Source organism: Ruegeria sp. SATB045 (genome assembly GCF_059613525.1).
Genome location: NZ_JBXWSR010000037.1, coordinates 303282 through 321610, shown reverse-complemented (window position 1 = coordinate 321610; position 18329 = coordinate 303282). Strand labels below are relative to the sequence as shown.

Below are 18329 nucleotides of genomic sequence, written 5' to 3'. Positions count from 1 at the left end.
CACTATTGCAAGAGAGGATTTCCCCATGTCCGACGAAATCAAGAATAAGGCGGTCGAAGCCGAGACGATGGTGCAGGAAGTTACTGCAGTTGCCCTTCCCGACCCCACCGCCGAGGTCATCTCGCTGGAGGATGCCGACGAGCCTGTCAGTGCCGAAATTCGCAAGCGGATGGACGAGATCGATATGGGCAACACCAACTCGATCGTCGCGTTCGGGTCTTCAGCGCAAGCCGAACTGCAGGAAATAAGCCAAGCCATGTTGGCCGACGTACGCAACAAGGATGTTGGACCAGCCGGAGACAGCCTGCGCAACATCGTGACCACCATTCGCGGTTTTTCGGTCAGCGAGCTGGACGTACGGCGCGAACGAAGCTGGTGGGAAAAACTAATGGGCCGCGCGGCGCCATTTGCCAAGTTCACCGCGCAATACGAACAAGTACAGGGCCAGATAGACCGCATTACTGACGATTTGTTGGCGCATGAGCATACGCTGCTGAAAGACATCAAATCGCTGGATATGCTCTATGAAAAGACGCTGGGTTTTTACGACGAGCTGGCGCTGTATATCGCGGCGGGTGAGGAAAAGCTGACCGAACTGGACAGCCACGATATTCCCGAAAAAGAGGCCGCCGTTCAGGCCGCCCCCGAAGATGATCAGGTCATGAAAGCGCAGGAATTGCGCGACCTGCGCGCCGCGCGGGATGATTTGGAACGCCGCGTGCATGACCTGAAACTGACCCGACAGGTGACGATGCAGTCGCTGCCCTCAATCCGCTTGGTACAGGAAAACGACAAGTCGCTGGTGACCAAGATCGATTCGACATTGGTGAACACCGTACCGCTGTGGGAAACCCAACTGGCGCAGGCGGTTACTATCCAGCGCAGTTCCGAGGCTGCCTCGGCCGTGCGTGAGGCCAACGACCTGACAAATGAGTTGCTGACCTCGAACGCGGCCAATCTGCGGCAGTCGAACAAGATGATCCGCGAAGAGATGGAGCGCGGCGTGTTCGACATCGAAGCTGTAAAACAGGCCAATGCTGATCTGATCGGAACGATCAATGAAAGCCTTGCTATTGCCGATGAGGGCAAAGCCAAACGCGCCGCCGCCGAAGAAGAGCTGCAGAAGATGGAGGCCGAGCTGCGCGACACGCTGGCCGCCGCCAAGGCCCGCAAGGACGGCATCGGCGACAATTCCGGCACCGCTGTTCCGGGCTGATACGGTGGCAGGACTAAGGACACTCAGACATGCGTTAGGGTGCGTTGCGCTTTGGGCCTTGGCCAGTTGCGACGAAACCCTGACCGCGTCTGCAGTGCCTGAACCCCGCCCTGCGCCGGCAACGCCCGCGCCCAACGCCTATGTCGCGCCCTCGGCCGCCAGTCAGGATCTTGCGCGGTTTTACCAGCGGGTCGAGCGCGATCTGGTCACGCGCGGCCTGCTGCGCACAGATGGCGGGGGGCCAGATACGCCCTACGACGCCAGCGACCTTGAGCGCAATTTCGACGTGATTGCGTTTTACAACGAATATCCCGACCACGCCGTCACGGCGACGACGTACAGCACCGAGGGGCAACTCAGCCGCTGGACCACCCCGGTTCGTGTCCAAATTGAGTTTGCGCCCACCGTGGAACCAAAGTTGCGCGAACAGGATACCGCTCAGGTCAACGCCTACACCGAAAGGTTAGCGAGACTTACCAGCCACCCGATTTCTGTCGTCACAAGAAAACCGAATTTTCATGTCTTTTTTGCAGGCAAAGACGACAGCGCATACGTGGTGTCACGCCTAAAGGAGCTCGCGCCGGGGATCAGCCAACCGGTCCTTGAACTGGTCGCAAACCCTCGGGCCAATATTGATTGCTTTGTAATTGCGTCCCCCACTAACCGGGCGCCGAACCAGTTCGTGCGGGCCGTGGTACTCATCCGAACGGAATTGCCGGACTTGCTGCGCCGCAGTTGCATCCATGAAGAAATGGCGCAGGGTCTTGGCCTGTCCAACGACAGTCCGGCCGCACGGCCTTCGATCTTTAACGACGATGACGAGTTTGCTCTGCTGACCAGCCATGACGAGAAACTGCTTTCAATGCTTTACGATCCGCGCCTGCAACCGGGCGTGACGGCACAGGATGCCCGCCCCGTGGTGCGGATACTGGCACGTGAATTGATGGGCCAGCCGCTATAGGCCCAAGGATAAGGAGGCCCCAATGGGTATTTTCGATTTTCTGACCGGAGAATTCATCGACGTCATTCATTGGGTCGACGACACCCGTGACACAATGGTCTGGCGGTTCGAGCGTGAAGGCCATGCGATCAAATACGGTGCCAAGCTGACCGTGCGCGAAGGTCAGGCCGCCGTTTTTGTGCATGAAGGGCAACTGGCGGATGTGTTCACGCCGGGCCTTTATATGCTTGAAACCAACAACATGCCGATCCTGACGACCCTGCAGCATTGGGATCACGGTTTTCAGTCTCCGTTCAAATCCGAGGTCTATTTCGTCAACACGACCCGGTTCAACGATCTGAAATGGGGCACCAAGAACCCGATCATGCTGCGCGATCCCGAATTTGGGCCAACCCGCATTCGGGCCTTTGGCACCTATACGGTGCGGGTGAAGGATGCCGCGAAGTTTCTGGTCGAGATCGTCGGCACCGATGGCGAATTCACCATGGATGAGATCAGCTTTCAGATCCGCAACATCATCGTGCAGGAATTCAGCCGCGTGATTGCGGGATCGGGCATTCCGGTTCTGGACATGGCGGCCAACACCGCCGATCTGGGCAAACTGATCGCGGCTGAGGTCTCGCCCGTGCTGGATGGGTACGGGTTGGAGATGCCTGAGTTTTACATCGAAAACATCTCATTGCCGCCGGCGGTCGAGGCGGCGCTGGATAAGCGCACATCCATGGGTCTGGCCGGTGATTTGGGCAAGTTCACCGAGTATTCTGCAGCCGAGGCGATGACCGCAGCCGCCAACAACCCCGGTCAGGGCGGTGGCATGGGGGCCGGTCTTGGTATGGGCATGGGAATGGCGATGGCGCAGCAGATGGCGAATATGGCAGCGGGTCAACCGAGCGGCCCGTGGGGCAGCTCCGCCCCCGCTGCCCCGCAAACAGTTGCACATGCGGCACCGCCGCCCCCGCCTCCGGTTGAGCATGTTTGGCATATCGCCGTCGACGGGCAGACCAGCGGGCCGTTTTCCAAGGCCAAGATGGGCCGAATGGCCACTGACGGAGAGCTAACCCGTGACACCCATGTCTGGACCGCCGGTCAGGACGGCTGGAAAAAGGCGGGCGAGGTGCAGGAACTGGCACAGCTGTTCACCATCCTGCCGCCACCGCCGCCGGGGGCGTAATCGGTGGCCGACGTCAAGGCGGAGTCTCCGTATTCTCGGCGCGATCTGGGATGTGCGGTGAAACTCTCTGCGCTGTTGGGCTGGGTGGGCGTTATCGGCGTACCGCTGTTTGCCAGCCTGAGCCGTGAAGCTCTGGACGTGGACTCTGTGTTCCTTGTGTTTTGGTACGCGTTGTTTGGCCTGCCAATATCGGTTTTTATTTGCTGGCTGTTGGTCAAACCCTTTCTGCGCTTCATGATGCGCCGCCGGATCAGTTATATACGTGCGGCCATTTGGGGCGCAGGGATTGCGGTAAACCTCATCGCCATTCGACTGACCTTCAGGTTCTTCAGAAGCTGGCTAATGTCGCAGGATCCTAAAAGCACATCCAGCTATGGCGACGGGACTGACACCATCTCGATCAACGGTGTCTACACCGACTATGGTTGGTGGGTATTTGCAAAGAACTCTCTGAATTTCGTCGCAATCTGCATCCTCTCGGCCTTGGTTGTTCGTTTGATAATTGGCCCCGGGAGCAGCGCCACGACCACAGAGGCCAAGCTATGACCGAAGAACACCGTTTCCCCTGTGACCAATGCGGCGCGGATTACCGTTTCAACCCGGGCGATGGCACTTTGACCTGCGACCATTGCGGCCATTCGGAACCCATCGGCGCAGGTCCGTGGGGCGGGGCCAGCCTGAAAGAGCTGGATTTCGACACCGCCATCGCCGACCGGCTGCCCGATACCGAGATCGAGGAAACGCGCGTTCTTTCTTGTCCCAATTGTGCGGCCCAGGTCGAATTCGACCCAGCCACCCATGCCGCCGAATGCCCATTCTGCGCCACGCCCGTGGTGACGGATACCGGAGTCAACCGGCACATCAAGCCGCGCGGCGTGCTGCCTTTTGCGCTGGATGAGCGGGCTGCGCATAAGGCGATGGGCGATTGGCTGGGCCGGCTGTGGTTTGCGCCTAACGGGCTCAAGGACTATGCCCGCAAGGGCCGGAAAATGCAGGGTATCTATGTGCCCTACTGGACCTTTGATGCCGACACCCAGTCCAGCTACCGAGGTGAGCGCGGCACGGTCTATTACGAAACCCGCACTGTCATGCGCGATGGCCAGCGGGTGCAACAGCAGGTTCCCAAAGTGCGATGGTCGCCCAAATCCGGGCGGGTGGCGCGTTTCTTTGACGATGTGCTGGTGCTGGCCTCTCGGTCCCTGCCCAAAACCTATACCGACGCGCTGGAGCCTTGGGATCTGCCTGCGCTGGAACCCTATCAGCCCGAATATCTGGCCGGGTTCCGGGCCGAGGCGTACTCGGTCGAGCTGAAGGAAGGTTATACCGAGGCGCGCGGCCATATGGCCCGCGTGATCGAGCGGGACGTGCGCTTTGATATTGGCGGCGACCGTCAGCGCATACACGCGATTGATACCGATGTGCGGAATGTCACCTTCAAACACATCCTGTTGCCCGTCTGGATGGCGGCCTACAAGTATCGCGGCCAGACCTATCGGTTCGTGGTGAATGGCCGCACGGGACGGGTACAGGGCGAACGCCCATGGTCTGCAATCAAGATCACCATCGCCGTTGCGCTTGGTTTGCTGGTTGCCGCGGGGGTTGGCTATCTGATCGCGACCGGTCAGCAATAGACAGACACACTACCAGCCGGATAACTGCTTGAACATCCTTTGGTCAGACGCCATCCTGCGCGTCGTCAACGCCGAGGGGAGAGGCCAGTGTGACGCTATCCGAATTGAACAAATTGCTGGACGAGCGCCATTCCTGTCGCGCTTTTCGCCCTGATCCGATTCCAAAAGACCAGATCGAGCAAATACTGACAAGCGCGGCACGTGTGCCAAGTTGGTGCAACGCACAGCCATGGGACGTTGTCGTTACCAGCGGTGCCCAAACCGACACCTTCCGAAAAGCGCTACAAGAAGAGGCGACCACTGGCGCGCCTGCGCCTGATCTGCCCTTTCCGACGTCATATTCTGGCGTTTACAAGGACCGTCGCCGCGAATGTGGCTGGGCCTTATACGAAGCGGTGGGCGTTGAACGCGGAGACCGACCCGCCTCCGCAAAACAGATGATGCAGAACTTCACCCTTTTCGGTGCGCCTCATTGCGCGATTGTGTCCAGCCCGGCCGAGCTGGGCTCATATGGTGCAATGGATTGCGGCGGTTTTGTCACCGCCTTTACGCTGGCAGCGCAGGCTTTGGGCGTGGCGACCATCCCGCAGGCAGCCGTGGCCAGCTACGGCCCATTCCTGCACCGGTTTTTCAACATCCCTGACGACCGGCTGATCCTTTGCGCAATTTCCTTCGGCTATGCGGATTCAGAGCATCCGGCAAATGGATTTCGTACAACACGCGCTGCACCAAGTGAATTTATCACCTGGGCCGATTAACTAAAGGAGCAGCACTTGCGGGCCGTTTTACAAAGAGTTTCCAAAGCCAAGGTCAGCGTAGATGGTGTTGTCGTTGGGCGGACCGGTCCCGGCCTGATGATTCTGGTTTGTGCCATGCAGGGCGATGACTTGGTTAAAGCAGAGCAGTTGGCGACCAAAATCGCAAAACTGCGAATTTTCAAGGACGACGCCGGCAAGATGAATCGGTCGGTTCTGGATATCGGGGGCTCGGCGCTTGTGATCAGCCAGTTCACGCTGGCGGCAGATACGACACGGGGAAACCGGCCCGGTTTCTCAGAAGCTGCCCCGCCTGAGATTGGCGAGCACCTGTACGAAGAATTCGCGCGCTTTCTGGACGCGCAAGGCATACCTGTCGAAACCGGGCAATTCGGTGCGGATATGGCCGTGGAACTGGTAAATGACGGGCCGGTCACAATCTGGGTGGAGAACTGATGAATCAAACGCAAAAGGCAATACGCATCTGGCAAGCAGGCGTGGATGCCGTTGGCGGCCACGCCGCAACGCAGACAGCCCTTGGTGATATCCCAGCGCCCGACCAAATTCTGGCAGTGGGAAAACCTGCAGCGGCAATGGCCCTCGCCGCGCTTGAGCATTTCGGCCCGGTGCCAACCCTTGTCGTCACCAAGGACGATCACGGACGGGGCCTGCCTGATCATGTAACGGTGATCGAGGCGTCTCATCCTGTTCCTGACGCGCGCAGTCTGGACGGTGGGCGTGCGCTGCGACAAACCGTGGAAGAAATGGGAGCTTCGTCGCACCTGCTACTGCTCGTGTCAGGCGGCGCATCATCGCTGGCGGAAGATCTGGTACCGGGCCAGACGCTGGATGATCTTGAGCGATTGAACAAACGGCTTTTGTCCCAAGGGCTTGATATCACTGCGATGAATGTCGAACGTCGCAAGATATCCCGGATCAAGGGGGCCGGATTGCTGTCCCATTTCAAGGGGCGCAAAGCAACGGTTCTGGCGATCTCGGATGTGCCTGGGGATGATCTGAATGTCATCGGCTCAGGGATTGGAGCGCTACCCGATACCCGTGATTTCGAAGCATCGGCACAGATTGTGGCCTCAAACGCCCACGCCCGTGCGGCCGCTGTCCGACAAGCCGAAATCGAAGGCGCAGCGGTATTTGCCGATGAAGAAGCTTTGCACGACGATTTTCTTGCCGTGGCAGCGACCCTAGGCCCACGCCTGCGCGACATGCCAAAGGGAGTTATGATCTTTGGAGGCGAGCCGACGGTTGTTCTGCCGGACGATCCGGGACGCGGCGGGCGGAATCAGGCGCTGGCGCTGGCATTGGCCAAGGAAATCGCTGGCGTCGAAGGGCTGACGGTGGTCGTAGGCGGCACTGACGGCACCGACGGTCCGACGCAGGCGGCAGGCGGTATTGTCGATGGAACCACTTGGGCAGACGGCGCAGAGCAAGCGCTGCAGAATGCCGACAGCGGCACTTACCTTGAGCGTGCAGATGCTTTGTTGGTGACCGGCCCCACCGGAACAAACGTGATGGATCTGCTTGTCGCAATTCGCTCTTGAATTGACGATTTTTATCTCACCCTAAACGCACAAGACCACGAGACTGATCCGATGACTCATCCCTCCAATGCGCTGCGCGAGATCGAAGACCTGCCAGATATCGGTATTCACATGCCAGATGGGTGCCGCCTGTCTGCCCGCGTTTGGCGACCGGTGGATGCGCAGGACGATCCTGTCCCCGCCATTCTGGAGTTCCTGCCTTACCGCAAACGCGACGGCACCGCGACGCGCGATGCCTTGACACATCCTTGGTTCGCTAAGCGCGGTTACGCCTGCATCCGGGTCGATATGCGCGGCAATGGCGACAGCGAAGGGCTGATGGAGGACGAGTACACCCAACAAGAGTTGGACGACGCCGTCTCGACGATCCGGTGGCTGGCCGACCAACCCTGGTGCACGGGTCAAGTTGGGATGATGGGGATCAGCTGGGGCGGTTTCAATTCGTTGCAGGTCGCTGCAATGCAGCCCGAGGCCCTAAAGGCGATCATCACCCTCTGCTCAACCGCAGACCGCTATGCCGACGACATCCACTACAAGGGTGGTTGCCTGCTGAACGAAAACCTCGGCTGGGGGGCAACAATGTGGTCGTATTCGTCACGCGCTCCTGATCCGGCACTGCGCCCGAACTGGCGCGAACTATGGCTGGATCGACTGGAAAATGAACCATTCCTGCCGTCGGTCTGGCTACGGCATCAGACTCGGGATGCCTATTGGCAGCACGGCTCGGTCTGCGAGGATTTCGGTGCTATCCGGGCCGCAACCCTTGCCGTCGGAGGATGGGGTGACGCCTATAAAAACACTGTTCCTCTGCTGGTCGAACAACTTGACGCCCCAGCCAAAGGGATCGTGGGACCATGGGTGCACAAGTATCCGCATTTCGCGATCCCCGAGCCCCGGATTGGGTTCCTGCAAGAGGCGCTGCGCTGGTGGGACCACTGGTTAAAAGGCCGAAATACCGGAGTGGACCAGGACCCGGATTACCGTGCCTATCTTATGGACGGCGTTCGCCCGCAACGGTGGTACACCGAACGTCCCGGCCGCTGGATCGCTGAAGAAAAGGGCGCGACCACGCACTTGCCTGTTCAGACGTTGGCGCTGACCGAGGACGGGTTGGGCGCGTCAGGCGCGTTGGACGCTCGCATCCGGTCGCCGCACACCTGCGGGATGGAAGGCGGCGAGTATTGCGCCATCTGGCTCGGCCCGGACATGCCCGGTGATCAGCGGGGGGATGACGCGCTGTCTGCTTGTTTCGACGGCGCAGTACTGTCCGATGATTTGGACATCGTTGGCGCACCTCGGCTACGGCTTCGCGTCAGCGCTGACAAACCACAAGCACAGATTGCCGTGCGTCTGAACCACGTGCACCCCGACGGTGCGTCGACGCGTATCACCTATGGGGTCCTTAATCTGTCACACCGAGACAGCCACGCGACCCCGTCTGCCCTGACACCCAACGTACCCTTCGAGATAGAATTAGACCTCGACCATATCGCGTACCGCGTTCCCAAAGGGCACCATTTGCGTGTCGCAATCTCAAGCGCTTACTGGCCGCTGATCTGGCCCTCGCCCGAGGCGACCGAGCTTCATATGACCAATGGTGAGATCGATATCCCTCTTCGCCCGTCATCCGGGGACGAATGGGTGTTCGAACCCGCCGATTCTGAAACCCCTCGCAATGTCGACACTCTGCGTGCAGACAGCAACAAACGCCGTGTAGAAACAGACATGAACACGGGCGAAACGCACTTGATCATCGAAGATGATTTTGGGTTGATCACAGATAAACACCACGGTCTGACACACGGGGGCACGGCCACTGAAAAATGGTCTATTCACCCCGAAGATCCACTTTCAGCGCGCGGTCAATGTGTTTGGACACAGGAAATGCGCCGGGATGACATTCACCTGCGCACCGTGACCACTTGTGAAATGTGGTCGGATATCAACACCTTTTACCTGAAAGCCAAACTGACCGCCTATGAGGACGGGACAGAGGTTTTTTCAAAGGAAACGGAGGATTCGATCCCGCGCGAGCAGATGTGACTCAGTGCGATGCAAATGTATGACAATAAAACTTGCCCGGTGGGCAAAAATCAGCCAACTTTGACTCATGCGTCAATAAAAAGCCCGCGCAAGGGCTGGAATCCAATCAACTGGGAGATCTTTGGATGAACGAACAACTCACTCACATGACCAAACAGGTCACAGCCGGGAAACTGACCCGCCGCGAATTTATGGGAAAAGCGGCGGCATTGGGTGTTTCGGCAGCGATGGCCAGCACCATGTTTGCAGATGCAGCTCGCGCAGCGGGACCAAAAAAGGGCGGCGATCTTAAGCTGGGCCTTCAGGGCGGCGAATCCACCAACTCGCTTGACCCGGCAACCTATGCCAGCTCGGTTCCGTTCGCGAACGGCAAGCAGTTCGGTGACACGCTGGTCGAGGTCGCGCCCGATGGCTCGATCGAACCCCGCGTCGCCGAAAGCGTTGAAGGCAGCGCGGACGCTAAGGTTTGGACTTTCAAATTGCGCCAAGGCGTGGAATTCCACAACGGCAAGACCATGACCAGCGAAGACGTGCTGAAAACCATGGAGCGCCATTCGAACGAAGACTCCAAGTCCGGTGCTCTGGGCATCATGAAGGGCATCGAGTCCATGAAGGCCGATGGCGAGTATTTCCAGGTCACACTGACCGAAGCGAATGCCGACCTTCCCTATTTGCTGGCCGACTACCACCTGATCATCCAGCCAGACGGCGGCATGGACAACCCCGGCGCCGGTGTCGGCACCGGCCCCTACCAACTGGAGGTCGACGAGCCCGGCGTACGCCATGTGTTCAAGAAATTTGCCAACCACTGGAACAGTGATTTTGGCAACTTCGACAGCGTCGAAGTGGTTGTAATCAACGACGCAACCGCCCGTACAGCCGCATTGCAGTCGGGCCAGGTTCACGCGATCAACCGGGTCGAGCCCAAAGTGGCAGACCTGCTGGGCCGCGCACCCAACCTGACAGTGCATTCAACAGCTGGTCGTGGACACTATGTGTTCATCATGCATTGCGACACCGCACCGTTCGACAACAACGAACTGCGTCTGGCACTGAAATATGCGATCAACCGTCAGGAACTGGTCGACAAGGTTCTTCGTGGTTATGGCTCGATCGGGAACGACATGCCGATCAACGCGGCATATCCTCTGTTCGACGGCTCGATCCCACAGCGTGAATTCAGCATCGAAAAAGCCGCCGAGCACTATAAGAAGTCCGGCCATGACGGATCACCCATCATCCTGCGGGTCGCAGATGGTGCATTCCCGGGTGCCGTGGATGCCGCCGCTCTGTTCCAGCAAACCGCCGCTCAGGCCGGTATCCCGCTGGAAATCAAGCGTGAGCCCAACGATGGCTACTGGTCCGAAGTCTGGAACGTTCAGCCCTTCTGCGCCTCGTATTGGGGTGGCCGTCCGGTTCAGGATCAGATGTACGCGACCGCGTATCTGTCGACCGCTGACTGGAACGACACGCGGTTCAAGGTTGCCAGCTTTGACGAAATGTTGTTCCAGGCCCGTGCCGAGCTGGACAATGACAAGCGCAAGAACATCTACAGCCAGATGGGCCAGATGGTCCGCGACGAAGGCGGCCTGATCTGCCCGATGTTCAACGACTTTGTCGAAGGCGTCAGCAACCAGCTGGAAGGTTGGGAGACCGACCCGACCCAAGAGCTGATGAACGGCCAGATGTCTCGTAAGATGTGGTTCGCCTGATACGGATCACGGACGAATGCATCCTATTCTGAAACTGGTTTCCCAGCGCCTGGCGCTGGGACTCCTATTGCTGCTCGGCGCTTCGGCCCTGATTTTTGGCCTGACCGAAGCCCTTCCCGGAGACGCCGCGCAAGCCGTCCTGGGGCAGTCCGCAACCCCTGAAGCTCTGGCTAACCTACGCGAAGAAATGGGTCTGAACCGCCCTGCCCTGACCCGCTATTTCGAATGGCTGGGTGGCATTGTGCAAGGCGATCTGGGCCAGTCCCTGACAAACAAGCTGGACATCGCCGAATCTGTTGGCGGCCGTCTGAACAACACTCTGTTCCTGGCGTTCTGGGCCGCGCTGGTTTCGGTTCCACTGGCCATTTTTCTGGGCCTGCTGGCAGTGCGCTACCGCAACCGGTGGCCGGACAAGCTGATTTCGGCTGTCACGCTGACCACAATCTCGATCCCGGAATTCCTGATCGGCTATGTGCTGGTCTATTTCGTTGCCGTAAAACTGGGTATGTTCTCGCCGCTGGCAATGATCAATGACAGCATGTCACTTGGGCAAAAGCTGAACTCGATCGCACTGCCCGTCATGGTGCTGACCATGGTTGTCTTGGCGCATATGATGCGTATGACGCGCGCCGCTATTCTGAACGTGATGCAGTCGGCCTATGTCGAAACGGCTGAACTGAAGGGTCTGACCAACTTTAAAATCATCTACCGCCACGCGCTGCCCAATGCAGTCGCACCTATCGTCAATGTGGTGATGTTGAACCTGGCTTATCTGGTCGTCGGCGTTGTCGTGGTTGAGGTCGTGTTCGTCTATCCCGGCATGGGGCAGTACCTTGTAGACCACGTGACTAAGCGAGATGTTCCCGTGGTTCTGGCCTGCGGCGTGATCTTTGCCGCAATCTATATCGGACTAAACATGGTTGCAGATATCGTTGCCATTCTGGCCAACCCAAGGCTGAGGCATCCGAAATGAAGAACATCCCAATCTCTGCAATGATCGGGCTGGCCTTTACAGCCCTCTACTTTCTGATTGCTCTGCTGGCTCCTGTGCTGGCCCCATACGGTATGGCCGAGGTCGTGGGCGATGTCTGGGAACCGTCAAGTTCGCAGTTCTGGCTTGGGACCGACAATATCGGGCGCGACCTTCTCAGCCGCATGATCTATGGCGGACGCACAACGATCTTTATCGCGACGGCTGCGACGATCCTCAGCTTTGTGACCGGTTCGATCCTTGGATTTTTGGCCGCTGTTCTGGGGGGATGGGCCGATCAGGTCATGTCCCGAACAGTTGACCTGATCATGTCGATCCCGACGCTCATCAGCGCGCTGGTGGTGCTGGCGATGGTGCCAGTGACCATTCCGGTTCTGATCATCGTCATGGGTCTGTTGGATTCCACCCGCGTCTATCGCTTGGCTCGCGCAGTCGCGGTAGATATCGCCGTAATGGACTATGTCGAGGCCGCCAAGCTGCGCGGTGAGGGGCAATCGTGGATCATCTTCCGCGAAATCCTACCTAACGCTCTGTCGCCGCTGGTGGCGGAACTGGGCTTGCGTTTCATCTTTGCGGTTCTCTTCGTCTCGACACTGTCGTTCCTGGGGCTGGGCGTTCAGCCGCCACTGGCCGATTGGGGCGGGATCGTGAAAGAAAACAAGGACGGCATCGTCTACGGCATCGGCGCGGCGCTTTATCCCGCTGTGGCTATCGCGACGCTGGCAATCTCGGTCAACCTCGTGGCTGACTGGGTCCTGAACCGAACCACATCGCTGAAAGGAGGCCGGGGATGAGTGATACCCTTCTCAAGGTCCGCGACCTCAAGATCGGCGCGACCGTCTATCCGCCGGGCGAAAAGCCCCATGACATCGAAATCGTGCACGGGGTCAGCTTTGACCTTGAACGCGGCAAGGTGCTGGGGCTGATCGGTGAATCCGGGGCTGGCAAGTCCACCATCGGCCTGGCCTCGATGGCCTATGGTCGGGGCGGAGTTCAGATCACCGGAGGCGAGGTCTGGGTCAACGGGCGTGATATCCTGAAGACGTCCTATGGCGATATTCGCAAGCTGCGCGGGGGTGAGGTGACGTATGTGTCTCAGTCCGCTGCGGCGTCCTTTAACCCCGCCAAAAAGATCATGGATCAGGTGGTCGAGGCTGCGGTTGAACAGAAAAAATTCAGCCGCAAAGAGGCCGAGGCCCGCGCGCGCGAGCTGTTCGCCAAGCTGGGTCTGCCCGACCCCGACAATATCGGCGAGCGCTATCCGCACCAGGTCTCGGGCGGTCAACTACAGCGCTGCATGACAGCGCTGGCGCTATGCCCCGAGCCTGATCTGGTGGTGTTCGACGAACCCACTACGGCACTGGACGTGACCACGCAGATCGACGTTCTGATGGCCATCAAGGAGGCTATTGCAGATACCGGCGTTGCCGCGCTGTATATCACGCACGATCTGGCGGTCGTTGCGCAGGTCAGTGATGACATCATGGTTCTGCGCATGGGCAATACGGTCGAATACGGCACCACCGACCAGATCATCAACAACCCACAGGAAGAGTACACCAAGGCCCTGGTCTCGGTGCGTTCGATCGAACACGAGGAAAAGCAGCCCACACCTGAACCGGTGCTCAGCGTCGACGGCATCACCGCGCGTTACAAGGGGCTGAATTTCGATGTGCTGCACAACGTCAATGTCGAGCTTCATCCAGGGCAGACGCTGGCGGTTGTGGGTGAATCGGGTTCGGGCAAGTCCACGCTGGCGCGGGTGATCACCGGCCTGCTGCCGCCGCGCGATGGTGAGATCACGTTTGCCGGGCGCAAGCTGTCGCCCGACCTCAAGGGCCGCACCCGCGAGGACCTGCGTGAATTGCAGATGATCTACCAGATGGCCGATGTTGCGATGAACCCTCGTCAAACCGTGGGCACCATCATCGGACGCCCGCTGGAGTTCTACTTCAACATGCGCGGCGCTGAAAAACGCAAGCGGATTGTGGAACTTCTGGACGAGATCGAGCTGGGCGAAAAGTTCATTGACCGCTACCCGGCAGAGCTGTCCGGCGGACAGAAACAGCGTGTCTGTATTGCGCGCTCTTTGGCCGCCAAGCCCAAGATGATCATCTGCGATGAGGTCACCTCGGCGCTGGACCCGCTGGTGGCAGACGGCATCCTGAAGCTGCTTCTGGACCTGCAGAAGATTGAGGATGTGGCCTATTTGTTCATCACTCACGATCTGGCGACGGTCCGCGCGATCAGCGACAGTATTGCGGTGATGTATCAGGGCCGTGTGGTCCGCTACGGCCCGAAATCGCAGGTTTTGAGCCCGCCGTTCGACGACTATACCGACCTTCTGCTAAGCTCGGTGCCCGAGATGCATTTGGGTTGGCTGGAAGAGGTTGTCGCGCACCGCAAGATGGAGAGCGCCGGGAACTGATCCCACGCAAAACAATCATAAAATCCCGACGCTTGTCACAAACAGGTGTCGGGATTTTGCTATTTGGGGCGGGAACAAGCTGCCCCTGCCCTGCGAATATCGTAGGGTCGCCGAAAGACCCCACGAAAAGGCCGAACCATGGACCGCAAACTTCTTCTCATCATCCTTGACGGTGTCCCTTGGCGTAATTTCCGCCGCCTGTTCGGCAACCTCGAGGGTTGGGTCGACAGCGGCGAGGCGCGCGCGTGGAAACACCGCGCGGTGTTGCCGTCGATTTCGGCCAGTTGCTACGCCTCGATCCACACAGGTGTCTCACCGCAGGAACATGGCTGCACCGGCAATGGCAATGTCTTCCGCCTCAGCCACAAGGACGTGTTCAGCCAGGTACGCGAGGCCGGGGGCGTCACAGGGGCAGTCACTCATAGTTATTGGTCACAGTTCTTCAACCGCCATCCCTTCGACTACGTGCGCGACGTGGAATATGACGAACCCAACAGCAAGACGATCAACCACGGCCGGTTCCACACCATGACGGGCTACGGCAAAGCCAATCAGATGACGCCCTGCGATGTGGATCTGTTTGCCCAGCTCACCAACATGTGCTTTCGGTTCGGGCTTGATTACGGAATCCTGCACACTTGCACTCTGGACAGCATGGGGCACCGTTTTTTCCACGAAAGCGAAGAGATGGACCACGCTTGTTTTGTCATGGACGAAATGCTGGCCCCATTTATTCCCCGCTGGCGCCAGTTGGGGTACGAGGTGATCGTCACCGCCGACCACGGTCAGGACGACCGCGGCCACCACGGAGGGCGCAGTCCACTGCAACAGGAAACGGCGCTGTATTACTTCGGCGACGCGGAAGGCCCCGAGGCGGATACGGTCATAGACCAGCTTCAGCTGGCACCAACGATCCTGACGAGGATGGGCGCACCGGTGGCCGAGACCATGAAGGCGCAACCCTTTCTGAAGTGATCAGTCATAGGGCCAGATTTGCTGGCCCAGCGCTTCAATCGCGATCGAAATCCGCTCAAAACTATCTGCGGCACGTTTGACCGAGCTTCGTGCCCGCAGATAGCCATGCACCAGCCCCGCTTCGTTGATGCAATGTGCCTTCCCTCCGGCCTTTTTGATCCGTGCGCAATAGTCTGGCCCGTCATCCCGCAGCGGATCGCAATCCGCCGTCACAATCACTGTGGGCGGCAGCCCGGCGAAATCCGTATCCTGCAAAGGCGCGTAGGTCGGGTCACTTTGCGGAGGCGTGCCACCGCAACGCACCTTTTCGTAAAAGACTATGTCTTCCAACGTCAAAAGCGGCGCATGGGCATGTTCGATATAAGACCCTTTAGAGCGGTCCCCGCCCAATCCCGGATAGATCAGAACTTGCCCCAGAATCCCATCCAGCCGACCCCGCGCGTGATGAGATACAGCGGCGACCAGATTGCCTCCGGCGCTGTCTCCGGCCAGAACAAGCGGGTCACCGAATTCACTCGCGGCCCATTGCACTGCGGTCCACGCATCCTGAAACTGCGCCGGATGCACATGTTCGGGGCAGAGCCGATAATCTACGGCAACAATTCGGTACCCGGTCTGCGCGCAAATTTCAGCGCAGACGTCATCGTGGCTGTCCAGTCCTCCGACAACAAACCCACCGCCGTGCAGATAGACGACCGTCCGTGTCGGATCACCGGCAGTGTAAATGCGAACAGGCACACCCTCGGCGTGCCTGTCTTCTGTTTCAACGCCCACCGGGCGCGGTTGGCGAAAGTCGCGGCACATGGCGTCATACACGTTGCGCTGATCCGCGATGGAAAGATCAACCGCATCATCTGGATAGCTTTCAGCGGTACGTCTTATGAACGCCCAGGTTTCTTCGTCGATCAGGCGTTCATAATCCATGTGTCCTCCGCAATCAGGCAGCCCATTCCCATGGCCGGGTAAATGAGCCCAGCACTTTACTGACATCGTCGTCCGAGGAACCGTTCGCGTCAAGCTGTGCGACCAAACCGCGTTTTTTATCATCAAGCACCGAGACAACACGGGCCTCGACACCGGCTTTTTCCAGCGCACCGTTGTAGATACGGGTGATCGCCTGTTTGCGCAGTTCGGGTTTGAACACTTTTCCGACGGCGGTCTTGGGAAGCTCGTCCAAAATGGTCATGTGCTTGGGTTGTGCGGCGCGTTCGTGAACGTGGACGTCGCAGTATTCCATCAGTTCCTGTTCGGTGACCTTCGCTCCATCGACCAGTTCGACAAAGGCGCAAGGCACCTCTCCCGCATAGGCATCGGGCTGGCCAATGGCACCAGCGAATGCGACTGCCTCATGGCCCAGCAGGGCCTCTTCGATCTCAGCCGGGTCGATATTGTGACCTCCGCGAATGATCAGGTCTTTGGCGCGGCCCGTAATCCACAGGTATCCGTCCTCGTCAAAGCGGCCCAGATCGCCTGTGCGCAGGTATTCGTCGAAATGATAAAGATCTACGTTCTTGTCTGCTTCGGTATAGGTATTGCCAGCGTAGACACCCGGGTTCGAAATACAGATCTCGCCGATCTCATTGGCAGCAGACTCGACCGGGCCGTCCGGGCTGTCGTTGAGGATTTTTACGTCCGTATAGGGGAACGGAATCCCGATCGAACCGATCTTTTTCTCACCATCCGTCGGGTTACACGACACCAGACAGGTTGCCTCGGTCAGGCCATAACCTTCGATGATCGTGACGCCCGTGGCCTCTTCAAAGCGGCGGAACAGCTCGACCGGCAGCGGGGCCGAGCCCGAGAACGCAGTTTTCACGCTTGAGATATCGGCATCTACCGGGCGCTGCATCTTGGCAGCAATCGCCGTTGGGACAGTGATGATAAATGTCACCTTCCAACGCTCGATCAGCTTCCAGAAATTATCGAACACGCCATCGCCGCGATAGCCTTGCGGCGTCGGGAATACCACATGCGCACCCGACGACACAGCCGCCATCATGATCACATGTACGGCAAAGACGTGGAACATCGGAAGCGGGCACATAACAACGTCTTCGTCCGAGAACAGCAGCGTGTCGCCAAGCCAGCCGTTATAGATCATGCCCGAGTACTTGTGCTGTGCCACTTTGGGCATACCCGTTGTACCACCGGTGTGGAAATAGCAGGCGACGCGGTCTTCCTTACTGTCTTCGACAGTCAGAGTGGTCGGCTGTTTGGCAAGCTCTTTACTGAAGCTTTTGTAGTCCGCATGTGCCAGATGTTCCTTGTCGCCCATCTTGGGACGCAAAAGAGGCACGATCCATGACTTGGGCGGGGTCAAATAGCGGTTCAGATCAATTTCGAGGATTGTGTTGACCTTGGGCGCATGCCGCACGGCCTCTTCGACCTTTTGGGCCACATCCGTCTTGGGGAAGGATTTCAGCGTGACAACAACCTTGGCACCGGTTTCACGCAGGATGGCTGCAATCTGTTCGGGTTCAAGCAAAGGGTTGATCGGGTTGACGATACCTGCAACCGCGCCACCCATCATGGTGATCAGCGTCTCATTACAGTTGGGTAGGATATAGGCGACTACGTCCTTTTCCCCGACACCCAACGACCGGAAGAGATTGGCGGCCTGATTGACCTTGCCCAGCAGGTCCGACCATGTCAGCGTCTCGGCCTTGTCTGTGGGACCAGAAAACAACTGAAAGCTGATCGCATTGTTGTTCGGAAACTTGGTCGCGGTTCGCGACAATAACTGGTGGAATGTGACCGGAACGTCCCGATCCTCCCACGGCATTTCCTGTTCAAGTTTCTTCTTATCGTCGATGCCAACAAACGACATGCGTCTCCTCCCGTTTTATTTCGCACTCTGCGCGCGGCTTTTTCCATCACAGGATGGAAG

16 protein-coding genes are annotated in these 18329 nt (G+C 58.6%); 14 read left to right on the top strand and 2 right to left on the bottom strand.

Translation table 11 applies throughout. The features are described from left to right. The first annotated feature begins 25 nt into the window (after window positions 1-25). From AC2FNR_RS21220 to AC2FNR_RS21155, 14 genes are all read left to right on the top strand, one after another. Window positions 26-1216 (top strand): toxic anion resistance protein, encoded by a 1191-nt coding sequence (locus tag AC2FNR_RS21220; RefSeq protein WP_496851290.1) that lies wholly within the window; start codon window positions 26-28, stop codon window positions 1214-1216. Window positions 1217-1220: 4 nt separating this feature from the next. Next, window positions 1221-2177: a DUF2927 domain-containing protein gene (locus tag AC2FNR_RS21215; RefSeq protein ID WP_496851288.1), complete on the top strand. Its 957-nt coding sequence runs from the start codon at window positions 1221-1223 to the stop codon at window positions 2175-2177. A 22-nt stretch (window positions 2178-2199) separates the two neighbouring features. Continuing rightward, window positions 2200-3348: an SPFH domain-containing protein gene (locus AC2FNR_RS21210; RefSeq protein WP_480867748.1), complete on the top strand. Its 1149-nt coding sequence runs from the start codon at window positions 2200-2202 to the stop codon at window positions 3346-3348. 3 nt (window positions 3349-3351) lie between these two features. Next, window positions 3352-3894 carry a hypothetical protein gene (locus AC2FNR_RS21205; RefSeq protein WP_496851286.1) on the top strand — a complete coding sequence of 181 codons (543 nt, stop codon included), beginning with the start codon at window positions 3352-3354 and terminating at the stop codon, window positions 3892-3894. After that, window positions 3891-4979, top strand: coding sequence for a TFIIB-type zinc finger domain-containing protein (locus tag AC2FNR_RS21200; protein ID WP_496851284.1), 1089 nt, complete (start codon window positions 3891-3893; stop codon window positions 4977-4979). Before AC2FNR_RS21205 ends, AC2FNR_RS21200 begins: the two co-directional genes overlap by 4 nt. Before the next feature lie 89 nt (window positions 4980-5068). Continuing rightward, window positions 5069-5737: a nitroreductase gene (locus tag AC2FNR_RS21195; RefSeq protein ID WP_496851282.1), complete on the top strand. Its 669-nt coding sequence runs from the start codon at window positions 5069-5071 to the stop codon at window positions 5735-5737. Window positions 5738-5752: 15 nt separating this feature from the next. Beyond that, window positions 5753-6190 (top strand): D-aminoacyl-tRNA deacylase, encoded by a 438-nt coding sequence (gene dtd, locus AC2FNR_RS21190; protein WP_480867756.1) that lies wholly within the window; start codon window positions 5753-5755, stop codon window positions 6188-6190. Further along, window positions 6190-7293 (top strand): DUF4147 domain-containing protein, encoded by a 1104-nt coding sequence (locus AC2FNR_RS21185; protein ID WP_496851280.1) that lies wholly within the window; start codon window positions 6190-6192, stop codon window positions 7291-7293. Before dtd ends, AC2FNR_RS21185 begins: the two co-directional genes overlap by 1 nt. A 51-nt stretch (window positions 7294-7344) precedes the next feature. Then, a complete protein-coding gene (locus tag AC2FNR_RS21180) occupies window positions 7345-9336 on the top strand; it encodes a CocE/NonD family hydrolase (protein WP_496851279.1) in 1992 nt (663 codons plus the stop codon). Window positions 9337-9461: 125 nt separating this feature from the next. Next, window positions 9462-11048 carry an ABC transporter substrate-binding protein gene (locus tag AC2FNR_RS21175; RefSeq protein ID WP_496851277.1) on the top strand — a complete coding sequence of 529 codons (1587 nt, stop codon included), beginning with the start codon at window positions 9462-9464 and terminating at the stop codon, window positions 11046-11048. Between the two features lie 16 nt (window positions 11049-11064). Further along, complete coding sequence (locus AC2FNR_RS21170; RefSeq protein ID WP_170352428.1) at window positions 11065-12021, top strand: ABC transporter permease; 957 nt, start codon at window positions 11065-11067, stop codon at window positions 12019-12021. Continuing rightward, entirely contained in the window at window positions 12018-12833 is an 816-nt protein-coding gene (locus tag AC2FNR_RS21165; protein WP_170352427.1) for an ABC transporter permease, read from the top strand. The genes AC2FNR_RS21170 and AC2FNR_RS21165 overlap by 4 nt, the downstream gene beginning before the upstream one ends. Next, window positions 12830-14467, top strand: a complete 1638-nt coding sequence (locus AC2FNR_RS21160; RefSeq protein WP_496851274.1) for an ABC transporter ATP-binding protein — start codon at window positions 12830-12832, stop codon at window positions 14465-14467. The genes AC2FNR_RS21165 and AC2FNR_RS21160 overlap by 4 nt, the downstream gene beginning before the upstream one ends. Before the next feature lie 138 nt (window positions 14468-14605). Next, window positions 14606-15442 (top strand): alkaline phosphatase family protein, encoded by an 837-nt coding sequence (locus AC2FNR_RS21155; RefSeq protein ID WP_496851272.1) that lies wholly within the window; start codon window positions 14606-14608, stop codon window positions 15440-15442. Here the strand turns inward: AC2FNR_RS21155 and AC2FNR_RS21150 are convergent, their stop codons facing one another. Both AC2FNR_RS21150 and AC2FNR_RS21145 read right to left on the bottom strand, forming a co-directional pair. Continuing rightward, window positions 15443-16366 carry an alpha/beta hydrolase gene (locus tag AC2FNR_RS21150; protein WP_170753261.1) on the bottom strand — a complete coding sequence of 308 codons (924 nt, stop codon included), beginning with the start codon at window positions 16364-16366 and terminating at the stop codon, window positions 15443-15445. A 13-nt stretch (window positions 16367-16379) separates the two neighbouring features. Continuing rightward, window positions 16380-18269: an acyl-CoA synthetase gene (locus AC2FNR_RS21145; protein WP_496851271.1), complete on the bottom strand. Its 1890-nt coding sequence runs from the start codon at window positions 18267-18269 to the stop codon at window positions 16380-16382. Window positions 18270-18329 lie beyond the last annotated feature (60 nt).

Bases quoted from the DNA above. Each gene is read 5' to 3' on its own strand.
- AC2FNR_RS21200 (WP_496851284.1), top strand. From the start codon at position 3,891: ATGACCGAAGAACACCGTTTCCCCTGTGACCAATGCGGCGCGGATTAC.
- AC2FNR_RS21175 (WP_496851277.1), top strand. From the start codon at position 9,462: ATGAACGAACAACTCACTCACATGACCAAACAGGTCACAGCCGGGAAA.
- AC2FNR_RS21160 (WP_496851274.1), top strand. From the start codon at position 12,830: ATGAGTGATACCCTTCTCAAGGTCCGCGACCTCAAGATCGGCGCGACC.
- AC2FNR_RS21150 (WP_170753261.1), bottom strand. From the start codon at position 16,366: ATGGATTATGAACGCCTGATCGACGAAGAAACCTGGGCGTTCATAAGA.
- AC2FNR_RS21155 (WP_496851272.1), top strand. From the start codon at position 14,606: ATGGACCGCAAACTTCTTCTCATCATCCTTGACGGTGTCCCTTGGCGT.
- AC2FNR_RS21185 (WP_496851280.1), top strand. From the start codon at position 6,190: ATGAATCAAACGCAAAAGGCAATACGCATCTGGCAAGCAGGCGTGGAT.
- AC2FNR_RS21180 (WP_496851279.1), top strand. From the start codon at position 7,345: ATGACTCATCCCTCCAATGCGCTGCGCGAGATCGAAGACCTGCCAGAT.
- AC2FNR_RS21145 (WP_496851271.1), bottom strand. From the start codon at position 18,269: ATGTCGTTTGTTGGCATCGACGATAAGAAGAAACTTGAACAGGAAATG.
- AC2FNR_RS21210 (WP_480867748.1), top strand. From the start codon at position 2,200: ATGGGTATTTTCGATTTTCTGACCGGAGAATTCATCGACGTCATTCAT.
- AC2FNR_RS21170 (WP_170352428.1), top strand. From the start codon at position 11,065: ATGCATCCTATTCTGAAACTGGTTTCCCAGCGCCTGGCGCTGGGACTC.
- AC2FNR_RS21165 (WP_170352427.1), top strand. From the start codon at position 12,018: ATGAAGAACATCCCAATCTCTGCAATGATCGGGCTGGCCTTTACAGCC.
- AC2FNR_RS21220 (WP_496851290.1), top strand. From the start codon at position 26: ATGTCCGACGAAATCAAGAATAAGGCGGTCGAAGCCGAGACGATGGTG.